This is a genomic window from Embleya sp. NPDC025285, assembly GCF_055558835.1.
Genome location: NZ_JBVHLU010000039.1, coordinates 56,236 through 77,312, shown reverse-complemented (window position 1 = coordinate 77,312; position 21,077 = coordinate 56,236). Strand labels below are relative to the sequence as shown.

Sequence of the window (21,077 nt, the reverse complement as noted above, 5' to 3'; positions counted from 1 at the left end):
TCTGTCGAAAACTTCGTAGTAAGGCATGTGGTGGACGAGAAGGACATGGGCGCCGACCTCGAAAGGGTCCTCGTCACGCAGGAGGAGATCGAGGCGAAGCTCGTCGAGCTCGCCGAGCGGATCGACGAGGACTACCAGGGTCAGGACCTGCTGCTCGTCGGCGTGCTCAAGGGCGCCGTCATGGTCATGGCCGACCTCGCCCGGGCGGTGCACTCGCCGGTCAAGATGGACTGGATGGCGGTGTCGTCGTACGGCTCCGGCACCAAGTCCTCGGGCGTCGTGCGCATCCTCAAGGACCTCGACGCGGACATCGCCGGTCGGCACGTCCTGGTCGTCGAGGACATCATCGACTCGGGCCTGACCCTGTCGTGGATGCTCGCCAACCTCACCTCGCGGGGCCCCGCCTCGCTCGAGGTGTGCGCGTTCTTCCGCAAGCCGGAGGCCGCCAAGGTCGACATCCCGGTCAAGTACGTGGGCTTCGACATCCCCAACGAGTTCGTGGTGGGCTACGGCCTCGACTACGCCGAGCGCTACCGCAACCTGCCGTTCGTGGGCACACTGGCCGAGCACGTGTACGGCGGTTCGAAGCCGACCTGACCCGCTCGGGCGCATGGATCACGGCTTCGGGTTTGCGCGATCGACATCCTGTAACAGCATCCGGGAACAAGGGGAACGTTTCCCCTCGTTGGAGGATGCGTCGGGGGTCGATCCACGAAGGCGCGCAACGTGAGTGAACGCGCGGCGCGTTGACGTGCGGACGCCCGGTGTACCGTCTAACGCAGTGACATCCGATCAGCACGGGCGACCGTGCCGGGCGATACCGGACAGGCAACGTACCCGGGGGCCATAAGGCGTCCGGGTCAAAAGTCGGCAGGAGGGACGGGGCGTCTGCTGCCCCGCATCGATGGACGTCAAGCGCTATTTCCGCGGGCCGGTCATGTGGATCGCGCTGGCCGTCATTGCTGTGATCCTCCTGATGCAGCTCGTCTCCTCTTCGAGCGGCTTCAAGGGTGTCGACACCGGCAAGGCGATCCAGGCGATCCAAAACGACCAGGTCAAGTCAGCCAAGCTCATCGGCGGTAACGACCAGTCACTCGAGCTCACCCTGATCCCCGGGGTGAAGATCGACAAGCACAACAAGATCAAGACCTCGTACATCGACGAGCAGGGCGTGGAGATCCAGCGCCTGCTCCAGTCCAAGTACGAGCAGGGCAAGATCCAGGACTCCTACACGGTCAAGCTCAGCAAGCAGAGCACGATCGTCAGCATCCTGTTCTCCCTGCTGCCGTTCGTGCTCATCGTCGTGGTCTTCCTGTTCCTGATGAATCAGATGCAGGGCGGCGGCTCCCGGGTCATGAACTTCGGGAAGTCCAAGGCCAAGCTGATCTCCAAGGACACCCCGAAGACGACCTTCTCCGACGTGGCCGGTGCGGACGAGGCGGTCGAGGAACTCCACGAGATCAAGGAGTTCCTCCAGGAGCCGGCCAAGTTCCAGGCGGTCGGCGCGAAGATCCCCAAGGGCGTGCTGCTCTACGGCCCGCCCGGAACCGGCAAGACCCTGCTCGCCCGCGCGGTCGCGGGTGAGGCCGGCGTGCCGTTCTACTCGATCTCCGGTTCGGACTTCGTCGAGATGTTCGTCGGTGTCGGTGCCTCCCGGGTGCGCGACCTGTTCGAGCAGGCCAAGGCCAACGCGCCGGCGATCGTCTTCGTCGACGAGATCGACGCGGTCGGCCGGCACCGCGGCGCGGGCATGGGCGGCGGTCACGACGAACGCGAGCAGACGCTCAACCAGCTCCTGGTCGAGATGGACGGCTTCGACGTCAAGGGCGGCGTGATCCTGATCGCGGCGACCAACCGGCCGGACATCCTGGACCCGGCGCTGCTGCGCCCGGGCCGCTTCGACCGGCAGATCGCGGTCGACCGTCCCGACATGCAGGGCCGCTGGGACATCCTCAAGGTGCACGCCAAGGGCAAGCCGGTCACCGAGGACATCGACCTCAAGGCGGTCGCCCGGCGCACCCCCGGGTTCACCGGTGCCGACCTCGCGAACGTGCTCAACGAGGCCGCGCTGCTGACCGCCCGCTCGGACGCCAAGCTGATCGACGCGAAGTCGATGGACGAGGCGATCGACCGGGTCGTGGCCGGGCCGCAGAAGCGCACCCGGATCATGAGCGACAAGGAAAAGAAGATCACCGCGTACCACGAGGGCGGCCACGCCCTGGTGGCGCACGCGCTGCCGAACACCGACCCGGTGCACAAGATCACGATCCTGTCCCGGGGCCGGGCGCTCGGCTACACGATGGTGCTGCCCGAAGAGGACAAGTACTCCACCACGCGCAACGAGATGCTCGACCAGCTCGCCTACATGATGGGCGGGCGCGCGGCGGAGGAACTGGTCTTCCACGACCCGACCACGGGCGCCTCGAACGACATCGAGAAGGCCACCGGTCTGGCCCGCTCGATGGTCACGCAGTACGGCATGACCGAGCGCCTGGGTGCGATCAAGTTCGGCAACGACGGTGCCGAGCCGTTCCTGGGTCGTGAAATGGGTCACCAGCGCGACTACTCCGAAGAGGTCGCGGCTATCGTCGACGAAGAGGTCAAGAGGTTCATCGAGACCGCCCACAACGAAGCGTGGGAGATTCTCGTCGAGAACCGTGACGTGCTGGACAACCTGGTGCTGGAGCTGCTGGAGAAGGAGACCCTGGACAAGGCCCAGGTCGCCGAGATCTTCGCACCGGTCACCAAGCGCCCGGCCCGTCCCGCGTGGACGGGTTCCAGTCGGCGTCAGCCGTCCAGCCGTCCTCCCGTGATGACGCCCCGCGAGCTCACGCTCTCCGGCGGCGGCAGCGACAATGGGATTCTCAACGGTGGCTCGACCTCTGCGACGGGCACCACGACGGGGTCCGGTGGGGCGGTAGTGCACCCCGAACCGCCGTCCGATTCTCCGGAGAACTGAACGTGACGATCGACCCGATCACCTTCGACGGTCGTGCCGTGGGTGAGTTCGACCAGGATCGCGCCGAGCGCGCGGTTCGGGAGCTGTTGCTCGCGGTCGGGGAGAACCCCGACCGCGAGGGTCTCAAGGACACCCCGGCCCGTGTGGCCAGGTCGTATCAGGAGATCTTCGCGGGGCTGCGGCAGGATCCCGAGGACGTGCTCACCACGACCTTCGACCTCGGCCACGACGAGATGGTCCTGGTCAAGGACATCGAGGTCTACAGCACGTGCGAGCACCACCTCGTGACTTTTCACGGGGTGGCGCACGTGGGGTACATCCCGTCGGAGGACGGTCAGATCACCGGCCTCTCCAAGCTCGCGCGCCTGGTGGACGTCTACGCCAAGCGTCCGCAGGTGCAGGAGCGGCTGACCACGCAGATCGCCGACGCGCTGGTGAACATCCTGCGCCCGCGCGGGGTGATCGTGGTGGTCGAGTGCGAGCACCTGTGCATGACGATGCGCGGCATACGCAAGCCGGGTGCGCGCACCCTCACCTCCGCCGTGCGCGGCCAGTTGCTGAACGCCGCCACGCGGGCCGAGGCGATGAGTCTGATCCTGAGCCGGTAGCGGCTCCACGGCGCACGGTCGCGGGGCGGCGAGGCGCCGATAACAAGTCACGACGCAGTACTTGGGGGTTGACCGGGCAGCGCCCGGTCAACCCCTACTCTGTTCCCCATGACAGCGACGACCGGCCCGCGACATCGGGCTCCCGACCGCCCACCAGGGGTGCGCGGCCTGCCCGAGTTCGGCCGGTGCGCGGTCATGGGCGTGGTCAATGTGACTCCCGATTCGTTCTCCGACGGCGGCCTGTGGTTCGACTCGAAGGCCGCGATCACCCGCGGACTCGCGTTGCTCGACCAGGGGGCCGACCTGATCGACGTGGGCGGCGAGTCGACCCGGCCCGGGGCCGGTCGGGTGGATGTGGACGAGGAATTGCGCCGGGTCGTGCCGGTCGTGCGCGAGTTGGCCGCGGCCGGCGCGGTGGTCAGCGTGGATACCACCCGGGTCGAGGTCGCGAGCGCCGCCGTCGAGGCGGGCGCGCGGCTGGTCAACGACGTCAGCGGCGGACTCGCGGATCCGGCGATGGCCGCGTACGTGGCCGACAGCGGGGTACCCGTGGTGGTCATGCACTGGCGCGGGCACTCGCGCGGGATGCAGCAGCGCGCGGTCTACGCCGACGTGGTCGCCGAGGTGCGCACCGAGTTGGCCGAGCGGATGGAGAAGGTGATCGCCGCCGGCGTCCACCCGGACGCGATCGTGCTCGACCCGGGCCTGGGCTTCGCCAAGACGGCCGAGCACAACTGGCCGTTGCTCGCCCACCTGGACGCGCTGCACGAACTCGGCCGTCCGCTGCTGGTGGCCGCGTCCCGCAAGACCTTCCTGGGGCGGCTGCTCGTCGCCGAGGACGGCACACTGCGCCCGCCCCGCGGGCGCGACGACGCGACGGCCGCGGTCTCCGCGCTGGCCGCCGCCGCGGGCGCGTGGGCCGTCCGTGTGCACGAGGTGCCCGCTTCGCTCGACGCGGTCAAGGTGGCGGCTGCCTGGCAGGAGGCCCGATGAACCCGATTGACGACCAGACGTCGCCCGAGGCGGACGCGGTACGCGAGGTCAACCTCGCGCTGTGGACGGCCGTCGAGGAGGGCGACATCGACGCCCTCGGCGCGATCTGGGCCGACGGCGCCGACGCGCCGAGCGTGACCTGCGTACACCCGGGCTGGCCCGCGCTGCACGGACGCGCGGAGATCCTGCGCTCGTACGCGCTGATCATGGCCAACACCGCGTACGTGCAGTTCTTCCTGACCGACGTCGAGGTCAAGCTGGCCGGCGAGGTCGCGGTGTTGTCCTGCACCGCGAACATGCTCACCGGGATGGCCGAGGAGGACGGCGGCGACGAGACCGGATTCGCGGGCGGCCGCGCGGTGGTCACCAACGTCTTCCGGCGTACCCCCGCGGGTTGGCGGTTGTGGCTGCACCACGCCTCCCCGGTGATGGCGGAGGTCGACGCCGAAGAGGAGATCTGACCGGTCTTCGGCGCGTTCGCGCGTCGTTCGTGCCCGCTTGGGGCACCCGGACGACGAAACCTGTCGGGACCGCTGGGTACATTCGTACCGCACAGAGGTGGTCCGGCCGTCGGCGCGACCGCCCCTCGACAGGTCCGACCGACCGTTCGGGGTGCGCAGGGATGGGATACGCGCCGAGGAGGCGACTGATGCTGGACCGCGTCTCGCTGCGGGGGTTGAAGGCCCGCGGCAACCATGGAGTGTTCGCGAAGGAACGCGACGAGGGCCAGACCTTCGTGGTCGACGTCGTGCTCGGGGTGGACACCCGTCCGGCCGCGCGGTCCGACGACCTCACCCTCACGGTCCACTACGGCGAGGTCGCCGAGGACGTGGTCGGCGTCGTGCAGGGCGACCCGGTCGACCTGATCGAGACGCTCGCGCAGCGGATCGCCGACGTGTGCCTGGCCCGCCCACTGGTGCAGGAGGTGGAAGTGATCGTGCACAAGCCCGACGCCCCGATCACCGTCCCGTTCGACGATGTGACCGTGACCATCGTGCGGGGGCGGGATCGATGACCGACACCGCCCGCGAGCCGGTCCACGAGCCGGTCCCGGAAGCACCCGCCGAGACCACCGCGCAGCGTGCGCAGCTCACCTGGAGCCGGGTCGTGCTCGCCCTCGGCAGCAACCTGGGCAACCGCCTGGAGACCCTCCAGGGCGCCATCGACGAGATCGCCGACACGCCGGGCGTGACACTGCTGCGGGTGTCCCCGGTCTACGAGACCGATCCGGTGGGCGGCCCCGAGCAGGGCACCTACTTCAACGCCGTCGTCGAGGTGCGCACGCTGCTCACCCCGGACCTGATCCTGGAGCGGGTCAACTCGATCGAGGAGGCCTTCCAGCGGGTCCGAGTCGAGCGCTGGGGGCCGCGCACGCTGGACGTGGACGTGATCCGGTTCGAGGGCGTGGTGCAGGACGACCCGCGGCTGACCCTGCCGCATCCGCGCGCGTACGAGCGTTCGTTCGTGCTCGCGCCGTGGTACGACATCGACCCCGAGGCGGACCTGCCGGGCCACGGCCCGATCGCCGAGCTGCTCGCGCGGATGGGCCTCGACGGGGTGCATCGCCGTGACGACCTGGAGCTGACCGCAGACCGATGAAGCCCACGCGCCCGCTCCTCCTGCTCGCCCTCGCGTTGGGGGCGGGCGGCATCGCGTATGCCGGAATCGACCTGTGGGACTCGCGCGGCACGCCGCCCGTGGTCCCGATCCTGGCCCCGATCGTGCTGCTGTGCCTGGCCGCGATCGCGTTGGCGACCGCGCTGTCGTTGCGCTCGCGACTCAAGGCGCAGCGCGAGCGGCGGCCGTCCGCGCGCCCGGTGGATCCGCTGGTCGCCGCCCGGGCGGTGGTCTTCGCCAAGGCCGGTTCGCTGGTCGGCGCGCTGGTGGTGGGTCTGTACGGCGGCTACGCGCTCTACCTGACCGGCTTCCTGGAGGTCACCGAGCGCTCGGCCCAGGCTCAGCGCTGTGCCTTCGCGGTGGGCGCGGGGGTGCTGCTGGTCGGCGGGTGCCTGTTCCTGGAGCGCATACTGCGCGTCCCCGAGGACCCCGAGGACAAGTGAATCCGCGCCCGCTCGGCGGGCGCGGGCAAGACGTCGGCCGAAGGCCCGCTCAGCCCTCGATGGTGTCCAGCACGACGTCGGCCAACGGGATGTCCCGCTCCTCGGCACCGATCGAGCGCCGCAACGCCTCGTGCAGCCGCGCTGGCGTGAGCACGCCCACGAAGCGGTCGCCGTCCACCACCGCGATCCACCCGGCGTCGTGCTGGAGCATCTCGCCGAACGCCTGCTTGAGCGACGCGCGCACCGGCACCCAGGCCTCCATCCGGCGGGCCCGGTCGCGCACCGTGCCGCCGACCGCGCGATCGTCGACCCAGCCGTGCAGGTTGCCCTCGTCGTCGAGCACCACGGCCCAGCGCGAGTCGGCCGCGCGCAGCTTCGCGAGTGCCTCCGACATCGGCTCGTCCAGGCGCACGACCGGTGGCAGTTCGAGGTCCTCGGGGGTGATCTCGGTCACCGACAGGCGCTTGAGGCCCCGATCGGCGCCGACGAAGTCGGCGACGTAGTCGTTGGCCGGCGCGCCCAGCACGCTGGAGGGGGTGTCGAACTGCTCGATGTGGCCGCCCATCGAGAAGACCGCCATCCGGTCGCCGAGCCGAACCGCCTCCTCGATGTCGTGCGTGACGAACAACACCGTCTTCTTCAACTCGCCCTGGAGCCGGAGGAACTCGCTCTGCAGGCGCTCGCGGACCACCGGGTCCACCGCGCCGAACGGCTCGTCCATCAGCAGTACGGGCGGATCGGCCGCGAGCGCGCGGGCCACCCCGACCCGCTGGCGCTGGCCACCGGAGAGCTGGTGCGGGTAGCGGTCGCCGAGTCTGGTCGGGTCCAGGCCGACCAGTTCGAGCAGTTCGACGCCGCGTGCCCGCGCCTTCTTGCGATCCCAGCCCAGCAGGCTCGGCACGGTGACCGTGTTCTCCAGCACGGTGCGGTGCGGGAACAGGCCGCCTGACTGGATCACGTAGCCCATCCGCCGACGCAGCTTGACCGGGTCGGCATGGGTGATGTCCTCGTCGTCCAGGAAGATCTGGCCGGATGTGGGCTCGATCAGCCGGTTGACCATCTTCATCGTGGTGGTCTTGCCGCAGCCGGACGGGCCGACCAGGGTGACCAGCTCGCCCGTGGCGACCTCCAGGGACAGTTCCGCGACCGCCTCGGTGCCGTCGGGGTACCGCTTGGTGACGCGGTCGAGCCGGATCATGGGGACCCTCCGGGGGCATGGCTGGCGATCGTGGCAGGTGTCCGGAGACCCGGATGTTTCCCGGCCCCCAGGGGTGGCAACGTACCCGGGTGCCTCCCCTCACACACCGGGTGTGTCCGCCGTCACGGGAATGCCCGTCGGACCACTGGGGTAGGGTCCGCCCGTGATTGTGGCCTCCGGTGACTGCCTGAAGCGCAACTCGTGGGTCTGCGGGAAGTACCTCGACGAGTACTCCGGGGAGATCACCACCGCGTTGCGCGAACACGTCTATCTGACCGTCGTCTCGGTGACGATCGGTCTGCTCGTCGCGTTCCCGATGGCGCTGGCGGCCCGTCGGTGGCGACTGACCGGCAGCGTGCTGCTCGGCTCGACCACGATCCTGTACACGATCCCCTCGCTCGCGATGTTCGCGATCCTCCAGCCGTTCACCGGCCTGACCGAGACGACGGTCATCATCGGCCTGGTGTTGTACTCGCTGACCATCCTGGTGCGGAACATGCTGGCCGGCCTGCGGTCGGTGCCGCCGGATGTGGTGGAGTCGGCGAAGGGCATGGGGTATGGACCCGGGCGGCTGCTGTTCCAGGTCGAACTGCCGCTCGCGCTGCCCGCGATCATGGCCGGCGTACGGGTCGCCACGGTGTCCACCGTCGCGCTCACCACGGTCGGCGCGATCGTGGGCTCCGGCGGGTTGGGCAACCTGATCTATTCGGGCATCGACACGCTCTTCAAGGCACAGGTGTTGACCGCGTCGGTGTTGTGTGTCGCGCTGGCGATCGCGGCCGACCTGCTGTTGCTGGGCGTACAGCGGCTGTTGACCCCGTGGGAGCGAACGGGTGGGCGCAAACGGCGGCTGCCGCTGGTGTCCGCGCCGACCGCCGAGGTCGACGTGCGGGCGGAGGCGGCGGCGTGAACGTACTCGGGGACGCCTGGGACTGGTTGGCCGACGGCGCGAACTGGAGCGGCGAGAGCGGGGTGTGGAATCGGCTCACCGAGCACATCGTGCTCACCGTGGTGTGTGTGCTGATCGCGGTCGCGATCGCGTTGCCGTTCGCGCTGTGGCTGGGTCATCTGGGCAAGGGCGGCGCGCTGGCGATCAACATCTCCAACATCGGGCGCGCCATCCCGACGTTCGCGGTGCTGGTGCTGCTCGGGCTGAGCCCGATCGGCATGGGCGACACCGCGACGATCATCGCGCTCGTGCTGTTCGCGATCCCGCCGGTGCTCACCAACGCGTACGTCGGTATGCGCCAGGTGGACCGGGACGTGGTCGAGGCCTCGCGCGGCATGGGCATGACGGGCGGCCAGATGTTGTTCCGGGTCGAGCTGCCCCTGGCACTTCCGTTGATCATGACGGGAATTCGAACGTGTGCCGTTCAGGTTGTTGCCACGGCAACACTCGCGGCACTGGTCGCGGGGGGCGGTCTCGGGCGCATCGTCACGGCCGGTTTCGACCTGCAGGACAACGGCCAGGTGGTGGCGGGGGCGATCCTCGTGGCCGCGCTGGCTCTGGTGGTGGAGGGCCTGTTCGCGCTCGTGCAGCGGTTCACGGCCCGGACGCCGCGTGGCGGTGTGACCTCGTGAGAACGGAAAGGGCGGTGCATCGCATGCTTATGCGGCGCGGCAAGACGGGCATGACGGTCGGCGTGGCGGCGGGGCTTTCCCTGGTCTTCCTGGTGGGCGCGACCGGGTGTTCCTCCTCGGACGACGACAAGACGGTGGTCGGTTCGGCCGGATTCACCGAGTCCGAGATCCTGGCGCAGATGTACAAACAGTTGCTCGACAAGGGCGGGGTGAAGGCGAGCATCAAGACGGTCAAGAACCGTGAGCTCTACGAACCCGAGCTGGAGAAGGGCAAGATCGCGGTCGTGCCGGAGTACGCGGCGACGATGGCGGAGTTCTTGAACCGAAAGAAGAACGGCCCGGACGCCGCGCCGGTGGCCTCCCCGGATGTCGCGGCGACGGTGGCCGCGCTGAACACGCTGGCCGGCCCGGCCGGGCTCAAGTCCGGTACCGCGTCGCAGGCGGTGGACCAGAACGCGTTCGCGGTGACCAAGGACTTCGCCGCCAAGTACAACCTGAAGACCCTCTCCGATCTGGGCAAGGCGGGTGTCGAGGTGAAGATCGCGGCGGGCGAGGAGTGCAAGACGCGCCCGTTCTGCGCCCCGGGCCTGGAGAAGACGTACGGCATCAAGGTGGGCAACGTGGACCCGCTCGGCGTCGGCACCACCGCCGCCAAGCAGGCGGTCAAGGACGGCAAGGACCAACTGGTCCTGACCACTTCGACGGACGCCACGCTCGACCAGTTCGGTCTGGTCGTCCTCACGGACGACAAGAAGCTGCAAAACGCCGACAACGTCATTCCGATGGTCAATTCCGGCAAGGCCGACAAGATTCTGCCGCTGGTCGACAAGCTCGCCCCCGTTCTCACCACCGAGGACCTGACCGCACTCAACAAGCAGGTCGACGAGGACCGCAAGAAGCCGGCGGATGTGGCCAAGGCCTACTTGAAGTCCAAGAACCTGATCTGATCCGCGCGGCGAATTCCGCGATATCGGCGCAACACTCCACGCCGGCCGGGCAGTTCAATAGCCCGGCCGGCGTTTGGGGTCGATTCGGCCGAAGGCCGGCGCGCATTCGGCCCGACCGGTGTTCGAGGCCGACCCGGCCAAGTTCCCACCACGGAAGGCAAAAAACCCGCACCAACGGCAACCCCCGCACCAAGATGAACGCCGTATGCGCGCTAACGTCTGCTGCATGCCACGTGGACGCCATCGCTCGGTCTCGACCGCCACACGCATATCCCTGCTTGCCGCCATATGCGCGCCGGCGCTCGTCGCCGTCGTCCTGGCGGTCGTCGCGGGAGGTGCGACCACACTTCGAATCGCCGTGCTGCTCGGTGTGTCCTCCGCCGCCGGCGCCCTGGCGTGGGTGGTCCGCGGAAGCACCGCACACCACCGGCGGTCGGCCGAGGAGGCCATCGCGCGGCGTCGGGAGCGGGAACGCATGGCCGACGAGCTACGCGCGGCGATCGAGCGGGCCGGCGAGCACGAACTCGCCCTGGAACGGGCCGGCGCATCGGCCGCCGCCCACCTGGTGTCGCGTCCGCAGCCGTTGACCCCGGACCTGTTCGCGCGCGGTGCGGCGGTCCTGGACCTGCTGGACCGCCGAGCCGGCGAGGCGCGTCCGACGGCTCCGTCCATCGTTCCGGCGGTGCGCCGGCCACCGGTGTCCTCACCGGACCTGGTTCCGGCCTACGCGGCCTCGGTGTTCGGCCCGTCCGCGCGACCGCGGCCCGCCGAGCCGACGCACGCGCCGCGGGCACCGCAAGCGCCGGTACGCGAGCCGGTACGCGCCGAGGAGCGCCGCACGGCCGATGTGCGGCCGAGTCCGGCGCGCGCCGCCGAGACGCCGCGCGAGGCCGCGCCGACGGTGCGCGAGCCGGTGCCGACCGGGCGCCCCGTCGCGCCGATCGAGACGGCCCCGGGCGCCGCGGCCCCGGAGCCCATCCCGGTACGCCCCTCTACTCCCCTCGCACCCGAGACCGCGCCGGCCGCCGTCACGCGACCCGCCCCGCCGATCGCGCCGCCCACCGAACTCACCCGGACCGCCGAGCGCACGCCGGAGACGCCGGCCGAGTCCGAGGTCGCCGCCGAGGCGACCGCGACGGAGGATGCCCCCACCCGCTCCGCGAGCGCACCCGTCGCCGCCGCGCCCGCACCGGCCGAGGCGCCCGCGCCCGCCGAGGCGAGTGGACCCGCCGTCGAGGTGACCGAGGCCGCACCCGTCGCCGCTTCGGCCGCGCCGGCCGAGGTGGCGGAGTCGGCCGACTCCGAGACCGCCGAGGTCACCCGGATGGTGCGGGACAAGGTGCTGGAGGTGACCCGCCGCGTGGCCGACTCCGGCGCGTCCGGCCGGTTCGACTTCTTCGCGCCGCGTGCCGCCCTGGCCGAGCCCGAGGCGACCGGCTTCCTGACCGACGAGCTGTTCGGCTCCGACGCGCGCTACGACGCGCTCGTCGCCGGCCGCCCGCACGAGGACGAGGTCGAGCCGGCCGAGGCGACCTTTGCCCCGGGCCCGGTCGAGGACGACATCGAGGCGGATCGGCTCGCCGACCCGGTGCGCGCCGAGGAGGCTCCCGCCGCACAGCCGGCTCCGGTGCACCGCGGTCACGGCGTACGGTTCGCGCCCGACGAGTCCGACCCGAGCCGTCCGGGTGTGCCGCGGCCCAAGCCGCTGCCGGTGGACCTCACCGCGCACGACGACACCGAGGAGATCCCCCGGATCGACGTCCGAAAGCACGCCTGACCCGGTCGGCGCCCGTGGGGCCTGCCCCAGGAGCGCCGACCGGTGTCCCGGCCGTCACTTGTCGACGTCGCCCACGACGAAGAAGAGCGACCCCAGGATCGCCACCATGTCCGCGATCAGGCAGCCCGGCAGCAGCTCGGTCAGCACCTGCACGTTGTTGTAGGACGCCGAGCGCAGCTTGAGCCGCCACGGGGTCTTCTCGCCGCGCGAGACCAGGTAGTAGCCGTTGAGGCCGAGCGGGTTCTCGGTCCACGCGTAGGTGTGGCCCTCGGGCGCCTTGAGCACCTTGGGCAACCGCAGGTTCACCGGACCCTGCGGGAGCCGGTCGAGCCGGTCGCAGCACGCGTCGGCCAGGTCCAGGCTCACGTGTACCTGCTCCAGCAGGCACTCGAACCGGGCCAGACAGTCGCCCTCCCGGCGGGTGACCACGCGCAGCACGTCGGTCAGCTCGCCGTAGGCCAGGTACGGCTCGTCCCGGCGCAGGTCGAAGTCGACCCCGGAGGCCCGCGCGATCGGCCCGCTGACCCCGTAGGCGGCCACCATGGCGGGCGACAACACGCCCACGCCCCGGGTGCGGGCGCGGAAGATCTCGTTGCCGGAGACCAGGGCGTCCAGGCCCGCCAGCCGGGTGCGCACGGTCGCCACGGCGTGCCGTACCCGCCCCGTCCAGCCAGCCGGCAGATCCTCCTTGAGCCCGCCGACCCGGTTGAACATGAAGTGCATCCGGCCGCCGGAGATCTCCTCCATCACCGCCTGGATCTCCTCACGCTCGCGGAACGCGTGGAAGATCGGGGTGATCGCGCCCAGCTCCAGCGGATACGAACCGAGGAACATCAGATGGTTGAGCACCCGGTTCAGCTCGGCGAGCAGGGTTCGCGCCCACACCGCGCGCTGCGGCACCTCCATGCCCAGCATGCGCTCCACGGCGAGCACCACGCCCAGCTCGTTCGCGAACGCGCTCAACCAGTCGTGCCGGTTGGCCAGCATCACGATCTGCCGGTAGTCGCGCACCTCGAAGAGCTTCTCCGCGCCGCGATGCATGTAGCCCACGATCGGCTCGGCGGAGACGATCCGCTCGCCGTCGAGTACGAGTCGCAGCCTCAGCACGCCGTGCGTGGAGGGGTGCTGGGGCCCGATGTTGAGCACCATGTCGGTCGTGTCGAGCTGGTCGGCGCCGATACCCACGCCCACGGTCCTGGCGGTCATGGACCCTGAGTCTGCCAGTAGTGGTGTGCTCCTTCGCACCCTTGTATGCCCACCTGGGAAGGTTGCCCGTATGAAACCGGCCGATGACGCCCTGGCTCCGCCCGATCTCGACTGGCGTGCCGTCTCGGAACAGCTCTACCGCATGCGCCGCGCCCTGCTGGTCGGCGCCTGCGCGCTGCTCGCCCTGGTCGGCGGCGGCCTGCTCGCGTGGCTCGTCGCGTGGTGGGTCGGCGCGGTGCTCGCGCTCGCCGGCGTCGGGGTCGCCGCCTGGGGTCTCCCGGCGATCCGGCGCAACCAGCGCTCGTGGCGCTACGCGGAGCGGGCCGACGACCTGCTGATCGCGCACGGCGTGCAGTTTCGCCGCCTGGTCGTGGTGCCGTACGGGCGGATGCAGTTCGTGGACGTCGAGGCGGGTCCGCTGGAGCGCCGGTTCGGCATCGCCACGGTGACTTTGCACACCGCCTCGGCCTCCTCGGACGCGGTCGTGCGCGGCCTGCCGCCGGCCGAGGCCGCGCGGCTGCGCGACCGGCTCGCGGCGCTCGGCGAGGCCCGATCGGCGGGGCTGTGAGCACCGGGGTCGAACGGCCGGTCGAGCACCCCGGCGAACCGCGCCGCCTGCACCCGCTGACCCCGCCCGCGCGCGGCTGGGTGGTGATCGCGGCCTGCCTGGGTGTGGTGGTCCACAACGTCAACTCCGGGTGGGCGACCCCGAGCCGCCTGATGATCGGGCTGGGCGTGGTGGTGCCGCTCGCGTTCGGGTACGGATACGTCTCGTGGTGGTTCACCACGTTCCGGATCGAGGGCGACGACCTGCGGCTGGACTCCGGCGTGTTGTTCCGGCGCACCCGGCACGTGCGGTTGTCCCGGCTCCAGGCGGTCGACATCGTCCGGCCGCTGGCCGCCCGGCTGTTCGGCCTCGCCGAGCTCCAACTCCAGGTGGCCGGCGGGGACCGGGCCGAGGCGAGCCTGTCCTACCTGGGCGAGGCGGACGCGCAGCGGCTGCGCGCCGAACTGCTCGCGCGCGCCGCGGGGGTGCGCCCGGACGTGGGGGAGGCGCCCGAACAGACGCTGGTGTCGGTGCCGCTGTCGGCGGTGGTCGGCTCGGTGCTGCTGTCGGTGGGCACCTGGGCCGCGCTCGCGCCCAGCGTGGCGGTGGTGGTGCTGGCCTTCGCGCTGCACGCGCCCGCGTTCGTGTTCGGCTCGGTGCCGCTGTTCCTGGCCGCCTGGCAGTTCACCGCGGGACGGGTGATCCGGAACTTCGACTTCACCGTGGCCGGTTCGCCGGACGGCCTGCGACTGCGGCACGGCCTGCTCGAACAGCGGCACCAGACGGTTCCGCCGGGCCGGGTCCAGGCGGTGCGGATCGTGCAGCCGTGGTTGTGGCGGCTGCGCGGGTGGGTGCGGGTCGAGATCAACGTGGCTGGCTACGGCGGCAAGGACGCCGACGCCAAGGAGACGATCCTGCTGCCGGTCGCGCCGCGCGCGGTCGCGCACGGCCTGCTCGGGCAGGTCCTGCCGGGTGTGCACGTCGACGCGATCGAGCTGATCCCGGCTCCGCGCCGGGCCCGCTGGCACGACCCGGTCGGCTGGTCGGTGTACGCCTACGGCGCGGACGCCGAGGTGTTCGTGGCCCGCAGCGGTCGGTTCCACCGGATCCTGGACGTGATCCCGCACGCGAAGGTGCAGAGCGTACGGCGGACCCAGGGGCCGTGGGAGCGCCGGCTCGGCCTGGCCACCGTGCACCTGGATTCCACGCCTGGCCCGGTGCATGTCAAGGCGGCCCGACGGGACGCGGCCGAGGCGCACACGATGGTCGCCGAACAGGCCGAGCGCTCGCGCGTCGGACGCCGCGGCGCGGGCGCGGAACGCTGGATCCACAACGCATCTGACAGTTCGTCAGGTTCCGCCTCTTCCTTCGGAGAGGGCGCCGGTTAATATCTGACGCATCGTCATATTCGCAGGGAGGCAGCGATGAGTCAGGTCGAGTCGAAGGGTGGAGCCCCGCTCGCGGGGGTTCGCATCATCGAGTGTTCGATGCTGGGGCCGGCCGCGATCACCTCGTCGCTGGTGGACCTGGGCGCCGAGGTGATCAAGATCGAGCCGCCGCAGGGCGACTACATCCGGGACATGACGTGGCCGATCGTGGAGGGCTCGTCGCTGATGCACCTCCACGTCAACCGGGGCAAGAAGTCCCTGGTCCTGGATCTGCGCAAGCCCGAGGCGATCGAGACGTTCAAGGCCCTGGTCAAGGACGCCGACGCGGTGATCGAGGCGATGCGGCCGGGCGGTCTGGCCCGGCGCGGGATCGGCTACGAGGACTTGAGGAAGATCAACCCGAGGATCGTGTTCTGCACGATCTCCGGCTACGGCGCCACCGGTCCGTACCGGGACATGCCCAGCCACGGCGTCGCCTACGACACCTGGGCCGGCGTGGTGAAGCCCGCGATCGACGAGGACGGCTTCCCGTACCTGCCCGAGCACGCCTCGATCGGCATCCACGCCGGCCCGATGTTCGGCGCGCTCGGTGTGCTCGCGGGCATCATCCGGGCCCGGGCCACCGGCGAGGGCAGTGTGATCGACATCGCCCAGTCCGACGCCGCCGCGTCGATGGACTGGCTGCGCAGCGAGACCTGGAAGGCGTACGAGCGCCCGGAGTCCGAGGTGACCGGCAACAAGTCGGACGACTACGAGCGCCGCGCGCCCGGCACCGGGGGCATGGAGAAGGGCGTGCGCTACCAGATCTACGCGACCAAGGACGACCGGCACGTGTTGTTCATGGCGTCCGAGCAGTCGTTGTGGAAGAACTTCTGCGAGGCGGTGGACCGGGCCGACCTGTTCGAGCGTTGGCCGGGCTCCAAGTACGCGGACCACGCGGTCGGCAACGTCGAGCTGCGAGGCATCCTGCGGGACATCTTCGCGACGCGCACCGCGCGGGAGTGGATCGAGTTCGGCAACGAGGCGAACACGCCGATCGCGCCGGTGAACACGCCGCAGACGATCGCCGAGGACCCGCAGTTCCAGCACCGGTTCCCGTGGATCGGCCAGGACCGGCTCGGCGCGGAGCAGCTCCCGTCGCCGATCAAGTTCGTCGGCGAGACGCTGCCGGTGCCGGAGCGGGCGCCGACGGTCGGGCAGCACAGCGCGGCCGTTCTGGCGGACCTGCTCGGGTACGACGAGGCCAGGATCGCCGAGCTTCGGGCGGCGGGTGCGCTCGGTAACAGCTGAGATTGGCCTCGAGCGCCGGCCGGGCTGGATTTGGTTGGCTTCCAGCGCCGGCCGGGCCGAGGGGTGGCCGCAAGCGCCGGCCGGGCTGAATGCGGTTGGCTTCCAGTGCCGGACAGGCTGGATTCGGTTGGTTCTCAGGGGTCGCAGTCGGGCGGTCTCGGGGCCGGTCAGGGGCGGAGGCGGGTGGGGACGTTCATGCCCACGCCCTGGGCCAGCCAGTGGAAGTCGCCGAGGCCGCCCTTCGCGGTGAGTTCGCCGGCCTCGCCCGCGTCGCGCAGGCCGGCGAGGTAGCCGACCGGATCGGTGCGGGCCAGTTCGTACGGCGGTCGGTGGCCGACCACGCCCAGCGCCCGCAGGGCGTGTCGCTGGGTGGTCAGGACCGTGTCGCGCGCCCCGGCCGCCTCGCCCGCCGCGGCCACCGCGTCCATCGCGACATGGCAGGTCACATCGCAGGTGCCGTCCGGAACCGGCGGCACCTGCCGGCCCTGCCGATACCCGGCGAGCGTGCCGTACGGCGGGCGCCCGTCGGCCAGGTGCCCGTAGTCGATCGCCACCGCGACCCCCCGCTCCAGCCGCTCGATCGCGCCCGCCCACGCGAGGTCCCGCGGGTCGCCGATCTCCGCGCGCGCGCCCGGTTCCGCGCCGACCATTGGCCACCAGCGGTCCAGCCAGCGCGCGTCCCGGTCGTCGGTGACCGCGCCGAGCCGCTCGTGGCCCGAGCGCACGTCCACCTCGACCAGCCTGGGCACGCCGTGCTCGTCCACCTCCGCGACGTCGGCCGGCACGTTGTCCAGCCACTCGTTGGCGATCAGCAGCGCGGTTCGGCCCGGTGGGATCTCCGGCCCCCAGGCGATCGACGGCGGCAGGGCCTCCGGCCGGTCGGCGACGTCCACGCCGATCAGTTCCAGGTGCGGCGCGATCCGACACAGCGCGACCAGCAGTTCGCCGCGCCCGGCGCCCACGTCCACGACGGTGTCCAAGCCCGCGGTCCGGGCCAGGTCGGCCAGCGCGCGGGCGAACAGCGGGGAGGCGTGTACCGAGGTGCGGAAATGGCCGGCGGGGCCCTCGGCCCGGCGGTAGAAGCCCTCGGCTCCGTACAACGCCCGACGGGTGGCTTCCTTCCAGGTCAGCCGTCGTTCCATCGCACCCGACGGTACCGGCCCCGGATCGCGCCCGTGCGACCGAGGTCGGTTCTGTGCCGGTCCGTCCGGAGTGCGAGCGAACGGATGTGCCCGTCTACCCTGCCTGTGTGCATCACCTGTACGCCTGGCTCCGTGGACGCCCCCTGCTCGTGGACGGAGCATGGGCGCTGCTGCTGCTCATGTTCGGCCTGTTCGAGGTGATCATCGATCAGCCCGGGCCGCCCGACGTCCCGCATCTGATCGCGCTCGGCACGATGTCGATCGTGCTGCTGATCCGCCGGCGCAATCCCACCCTCGCGCTGGTGGTCACCGTCGCGATCGGGATCTTCCAGCTCTTCGACGACATACCGCCGGGCCTGGAGGCGCTCGCGATGCCCGCGATCGCCTACAGCGCGGCCGCGTACAGCCCGCGCTGGGCGTCGCGCACGGCGCTCGTGGGCGGGGTGCTCGCGCCGATCGCGGCGATGTTGCGCTGGTGGGACAACCCGGATGTACCGACCACCGGCATCGTCTTCTTCACGCTGCTGCTGATGGGCCCGTTCGTGATCGCGTGGGTGCTGGGCGATTCGATGCGCACCCGGCGGGCGTACTACGTCGAATTGGAGGACCGGGCCGACCGGTTGGAGCGCGAGCGGGACCAGCAGGCGCAGATCGCGGCGGCGAGCGAGCGGGCCCGGATCGCGCGCGAACTGCACGACGTGGTCGCGCACAACGTGTCGGTGATGGTGGTGCAGGCCGACGGCGCGGCGTACGCGCTGGACGGAGCGCCGGAGTTGACCCGCGAGGCGCTCGGCACGATCTCCGCCACCGGGCGCGAGGCGCTCGCCGAGATGCGCCGACTGCTGGGCGTGCTGCGCTCGCAGAACGAGGGCGACGCGTATGTCCCACAACCGGGCGTCGAGCAGCTCGAGGACCTGCTGGAGCGGGTGCGCAGCGCGGGCCTGCCGGTCGGTCTGGCGGTCGAGGGGGTGCCGGTCGAACTGCCTCAGGGCGTCGCGTTGACCGTGTACCGGATCGTCCAGGAGGCGCTGACCAACACCCGCAAGCACGGTGGGCCGAACGCCGAGGCGATGGTGCGGCTGCGCTATCTGGGCGAGGACGTCGAACTGGACGTGGGCGACGACGGCCGTGGCGCGGCGGCCCCGGGCGACGGGATGGGCCACGGTCTGGTCGGCATGGGCGAGCGGGTCGCGCTGTTCGGCGGTCGGTTGGAGACCGGACCCCGGTCGGGCGGCGGCTGGCAGGTCCGGGCCCGATTGCCGGTACGCCCGGGGGAGGGCTCCTGAGCCGTCCGGACGGCACTCCGGGCGTGCTTGCCGCATTGCCGGGTGCGACTTGTGGCGGAGGACCGATTCGGTACGTCGGTTGACGCGCGCACGACCCGGTGCCGCGTAGCGTCGAAGTGTGCAACGAATCTACGCGTGGCTGCGAGCGCACCCCTTGTGGGTCGACTCGGTGTGCACGATTCCGATCCTCGGCCTCGCACTGCTGCAGGTCTTCGAGGACACCACCGCACCCGCTCCGCGCTGGTGGTGGTTCGTGATCGTGATGCTGCTCAGCCTGGGCATGGCGCTGCACCGGGTGCGGCCCCTGACCGCGACCGCCATGGTCGTGGTCGGCGGGTTGATGCAGCTGGTCTGGGACGGCACGCTCACCTCGGCCAACTACGCGATGCTCGTCGCGCTGTACACGGCTGCCAAGTCCGGCCCGCGATGGCTCTCGCGCATCGGGCTCGCGATGGTCCTGCTCGGGCCGGCCATCCTGCTCGCGCGCTTCCCGGAATCGAGCGATTCCTCGTTCCGCGACAACGTCATCGGTTTCGGCTTCCTCGTGGTGCTGCTCGCGATCGCGTGGGTGCTGGGCGATTCGATGCGCACCCGCCGGGCGTTCTACGCCGAGTTGGAGGAGCGGGCCACCCGGCTGGAGTTCGAGCGCGACCAGCAGGCGCAGATCGCCGCGGCGGCCGAGCGGGCCCGGATCGCGCGCGAACTGCACGACGTGGTCGCGCACAACGTGTCGGTGATGGTGGTGCAGGCCGACGGCGCGGCGTACGCGATCGACTCGTCGCCGGACCGGGCCCGCGAGGCGCTGGGCACGATCGCGGCGACCGGACGCGAGGCGCTGGCCGAGATGCGTCGGCTGCTGGGCGTGCTGCGCTCGCAGGCCGAGACCGACGCGTACGTACCGCAGCCGGGCGTGGACCAACTCGGCGAACTGGTCGAGCAGGTGCGCACCACCGGTCTCAACGTCGAGCTCCGGGTCGAGGGGGTGCCGGTCGAACTGCCGCAGAGCGTCGCGCTGACCGCGTACCGGATCGTCCAGGAGGCACTGACGAACACCCGCAAACACGCCGGCCCCGATGCCACCGCGACGGTCGGTGTGGGCTACGGGGAAGATGGCCTGGAGATGGAGATCAGCGACGACGGGCGGGGCGCCGCGGCTCCCGGCGACGGCATGGGCCACGGCCTGGTCGGTATGCGCGAGCGGGTCGCGATGCTGGGTGGTCGGTTGCGGACCGGGCCCAGCGTCGGCGGAGGGTGGTCGGTCAGCGCGATGTTGCCCTACGCGGGCCGCCCCGACTCCTCGTCCGTCTCCTCCGGCACGCCCAACAGGACGACTCTTCAAGGAGCTCAGTGAGCATCAAGGTGATGCTGGTCGACGACCAGGAATTGCTGCGGACCGGCTTCACCATGGTGTTGCAGGCGCAGCCGGACATGAGCGTGGTCGCCGAGGCCGGCGACGGTGTCGAGGCGCTCGACAAGCTTCGGCACGTGGACGTCGACGTGGTCCTGATGGACGTGCGGATGCCCCGGATGGACGGGGTCGAGGCATGCCGGCGGATCTGTGCCGAGGGTGGTGAGAACGCGCTGGTGCTGCCGGAGGGCCGGGCCCGGCCCAAGGTGCTCATGCTGACCACCTTCGACCTGGACGAGTACGCGTTCGCCGCGCTCAAGGCCGGGGCCAGCGGCTTCCTGCTCAAGGACGTGCCGCCGCCGGAACTGCTGTCCGGGATCCGCGCGGTGGCCTCCGGTGACGCGGTGGTCGCGCCGAGCACCACCAAGCGTCTGCTCGACCGGTTCGCGCCGATCCTGCCCAGCGACCACGAACCCCGGCCGGACGTGGTGGACGCGCTCACCGAGCGCGAGCTGGAGGTGATGATGTTGGTCGCCCAGGGCCTGTCCAACGCGGAGATCGCTCAGCGGCTGTTCCTGTCCGAGGCCACCATCAAGACCCACGTCGGCCGCATCCTGATGAAGCTCGGGCTGCGCGACCGGGTCCAGGTCGTGGTGCTCGCATACGAGACGGGCCTGGTCAAGGCCCGGGGCCGCTAGGCGCGGTGCCAGGCGGCGCGGACCCACCAGGATCCGCCGGGACAGGGCC

The 21,077-nt window shown here is 70.8% G+C and carries 21 protein-coding genes; 18 read left to right on the top strand and 3 right to left on the bottom strand.

The annotated features are described in order from the left end of the window. Positions 1–30: 30 nt before the first annotated feature. From hpt to ACZ4FV_RS25690, 8 genes are all read left to right on the top strand, one after another. On the top strand, positions 31–597 hold the full coding sequence (gene hpt / locus ACZ4FV_RS25725) for a hypoxanthine phosphoribosyltransferase (RefSeq protein WP_395866775.1): 567 nt from the start codon (positions 31–33) through the stop codon (positions 595–597). 307 nt (positions 598–904) lie between these two features. Continuing rightward, a complete protein-coding gene (gene ftsH, locus ACZ4FV_RS25720; RefSeq protein ID WP_395866777.1) occupies positions 905–2,959 on the top strand; it encodes an ATP-dependent zinc metalloprotease FtsH in 2,055 nt (684 codons plus the stop codon). Between the two features lie 2 nt (positions 2,960–2,961). Further along, positions 2,962–3,567, top strand: coding sequence for a GTP cyclohydrolase I FolE (folE, locus tag ACZ4FV_RS25715; RefSeq protein WP_395866779.1), 606 nt, complete (start codon positions 2,962–2,964; stop codon positions 3,565–3,567). Between the two features lie 108 nt (positions 3,568–3,675). Further along, on the top strand, positions 3,676–4,560 hold the full coding sequence (folP, locus tag ACZ4FV_RS25710; protein ID WP_395866781.1) for a dihydropteroate synthase: 885 nt from the start codon (positions 3,676–3,678) through the stop codon (positions 4,558–4,560). Next, complete coding sequence (locus ACZ4FV_RS25705; protein WP_078976561.1) at positions 4,557–5,021, top strand: nuclear transport factor 2 family protein; 465 nt, start codon at positions 4,557–4,559, stop codon at positions 5,019–5,021. Before folP ends, ACZ4FV_RS25705 begins: the two co-directional genes overlap by 4 nt. Positions 5,022–5,212: 191 nt before the next feature. Then, on the top strand, positions 5,213–5,575 hold the full coding sequence (folB, locus tag ACZ4FV_RS25700) for a dihydroneopterin aldolase (protein WP_395867030.1): 363 nt from the start codon (positions 5,213–5,215) through the stop codon (positions 5,573–5,575). Further along, positions 5,572–6,159 (top strand): 2-amino-4-hydroxy-6-hydroxymethyldihydropteridine diphosphokinase, encoded by a 588-nt coding sequence (gene folK, locus ACZ4FV_RS25695; RefSeq protein WP_395866783.1) that lies wholly within the window; start codon positions 5,572–5,574, stop codon positions 6,157–6,159. Before folB ends, folK begins: the two co-directional genes overlap by 4 nt. Next, positions 6,156–6,620, top strand: coding sequence for a DUF3180 domain-containing protein (locus ACZ4FV_RS25690; protein ID WP_395866784.1), 465 nt, complete (start codon positions 6,156–6,158; stop codon positions 6,618–6,620). The genes folK and ACZ4FV_RS25690 overlap by 4 nt, the downstream gene beginning before the upstream one ends. 49 nt (positions 6,621–6,669) lie before the next feature. On the opposite strand, the gene ACZ4FV_RS25685 is transcribed toward ACZ4FV_RS25690, so the two are convergent. After that, complete coding sequence (locus tag ACZ4FV_RS25685) at positions 6,670–7,818, bottom strand: ABC transporter ATP-binding protein (protein ID WP_395866786.1); 1,149 nt, start codon at positions 7,816–7,818, stop codon at positions 6,670–6,672. A gap of 169 nt (positions 7,819–7,987) precedes the next feature. On the opposite strand from ACZ4FV_RS25685, the gene ACZ4FV_RS25680 reads away from it, so the two are divergent. The 4 genes from ACZ4FV_RS25680 to ACZ4FV_RS25665 all read left to right on the top strand — a co-directional run bounded on the left by ACZ4FV_RS25680 (position 7,988) and on the right by ACZ4FV_RS25665 (position 12,123). Then, the gene (locus tag ACZ4FV_RS25680) at positions 7,988–8,728 is read left to right on the top strand and encodes an ABC transporter permease (protein ID WP_395867032.1); all 741 of its coding nucleotides are present in this window, start codon (positions 7,988–7,990) and stop codon (positions 8,726–8,728) included. Continuing rightward, on the top strand, positions 8,725–9,399 hold the full coding sequence (locus ACZ4FV_RS25675; protein ID WP_395866788.1) for an ABC transporter permease: 675 nt from the start codon (positions 8,725–8,727) through the stop codon (positions 9,397–9,399). The genes ACZ4FV_RS25680 and ACZ4FV_RS25675 overlap by 4 nt, the downstream gene beginning before the upstream one ends. 23 nt (positions 9,400–9,422) lie before the next feature. Further along, positions 9,423–10,346 (top strand): ABC transporter substrate-binding protein, encoded by a 924-nt coding sequence (locus ACZ4FV_RS25670; RefSeq protein ID WP_465323307.1) that lies wholly within the window; start codon positions 9,423–9,425, stop codon positions 10,344–10,346. A 226-nt stretch (positions 10,347–10,572) separates the two neighbouring features. Further along, positions 10,573–12,123 carry a hypothetical protein gene (locus tag ACZ4FV_RS25665; RefSeq protein WP_465323301.1) on the top strand — a complete coding sequence of 517 codons (1,551 nt, stop codon included), beginning with the start codon at positions 10,573–10,575 and terminating at the stop codon, positions 12,121–12,123. 54 nt (positions 12,124–12,177) lie between these two features. On the opposite strand, the gene ACZ4FV_RS25660 is transcribed toward ACZ4FV_RS25665, so the two are convergent. Continuing rightward, positions 12,178–13,329, bottom strand: a complete 1,152-nt coding sequence (locus ACZ4FV_RS25660; RefSeq protein WP_465323300.1) for an NADH-quinone oxidoreductase subunit D — start codon at positions 13,327–13,329, stop codon at positions 12,178–12,180. A gap of 70 nt (positions 13,330–13,399) precedes the next feature. Between ACZ4FV_RS25660 and ACZ4FV_RS25655 the strand changes: the two genes are divergently transcribed. Genes ACZ4FV_RS25655 through ACZ4FV_RS25645 form a run of 3 tightly spaced genes read left to right on the top strand, consistent with a single transcriptional unit; the run spans position 13,400 to position 16,554 of the window. Then, positions 13,400–13,897: a PH domain-containing protein gene (locus ACZ4FV_RS25655; protein ID WP_395866794.1), complete on the top strand. Its 498-nt coding sequence runs from the start codon at positions 13,400–13,402 to the stop codon at positions 13,895–13,897. Beyond that, a complete protein-coding gene (locus ACZ4FV_RS25650) occupies positions 13,894–15,264 on the top strand; it encodes a PH domain-containing protein (protein WP_465323299.1) in 1,371 nt (456 codons plus the stop codon). Before ACZ4FV_RS25655 ends, ACZ4FV_RS25650 begins: the two co-directional genes overlap by 4 nt. 36 nt (positions 15,265–15,300) lie before the next feature. Continuing rightward, positions 15,301–16,554 (top strand): CaiB/BaiF CoA transferase family protein, encoded by a 1,254-nt coding sequence (locus tag ACZ4FV_RS25645; RefSeq protein ID WP_395866798.1) that lies wholly within the window; start codon positions 15,301–15,303, stop codon positions 16,552–16,554. A 167-nt stretch (positions 16,555–16,721) separates the two neighbouring features. Here ACZ4FV_RS25645 and ACZ4FV_RS25640 read toward each other — a convergent pair whose 3' ends face one another. Next, the gene (locus tag ACZ4FV_RS25640; RefSeq protein WP_465323298.1) at positions 16,722–17,696 is read right to left on the bottom strand and encodes an SAM-dependent methyltransferase; all 975 of its coding nucleotides are present in this window, start codon (positions 17,694–17,696) and stop codon (positions 16,722–16,724) included. 107 nt (positions 17,697–17,803) lie between these two features. On the opposite strand from ACZ4FV_RS25640, the gene ACZ4FV_RS25635 reads away from it, so the two are divergent. From ACZ4FV_RS25635 to ACZ4FV_RS25625, 3 genes are all read left to right on the top strand, one after another. Next, entirely contained in the window at positions 17,804–18,982 is a 1,179-nt protein-coding gene (locus ACZ4FV_RS25635; RefSeq protein ID WP_395866802.1) for a sensor histidine kinase, read from the top strand. Positions 18,983–19,100: 118 nt separating this feature from the next. Continuing rightward, a complete protein-coding gene (locus ACZ4FV_RS25630) occupies positions 19,101–20,333 on the top strand; it encodes a DUF7134 domain-containing protein (RefSeq protein ID WP_395866804.1) in 1,233 nt (410 codons plus the stop codon). After that, complete coding sequence (locus ACZ4FV_RS25625; protein WP_402234511.1) at positions 20,330–21,028, top strand: response regulator; 699 nt, start codon at positions 20,330–20,332, stop codon at positions 21,026–21,028. The genes ACZ4FV_RS25630 and ACZ4FV_RS25625 overlap by 4 nt, the downstream gene beginning before the upstream one ends. The last annotated feature ends 49 nt before the right edge of the window (positions 21,029–21,077 follow it).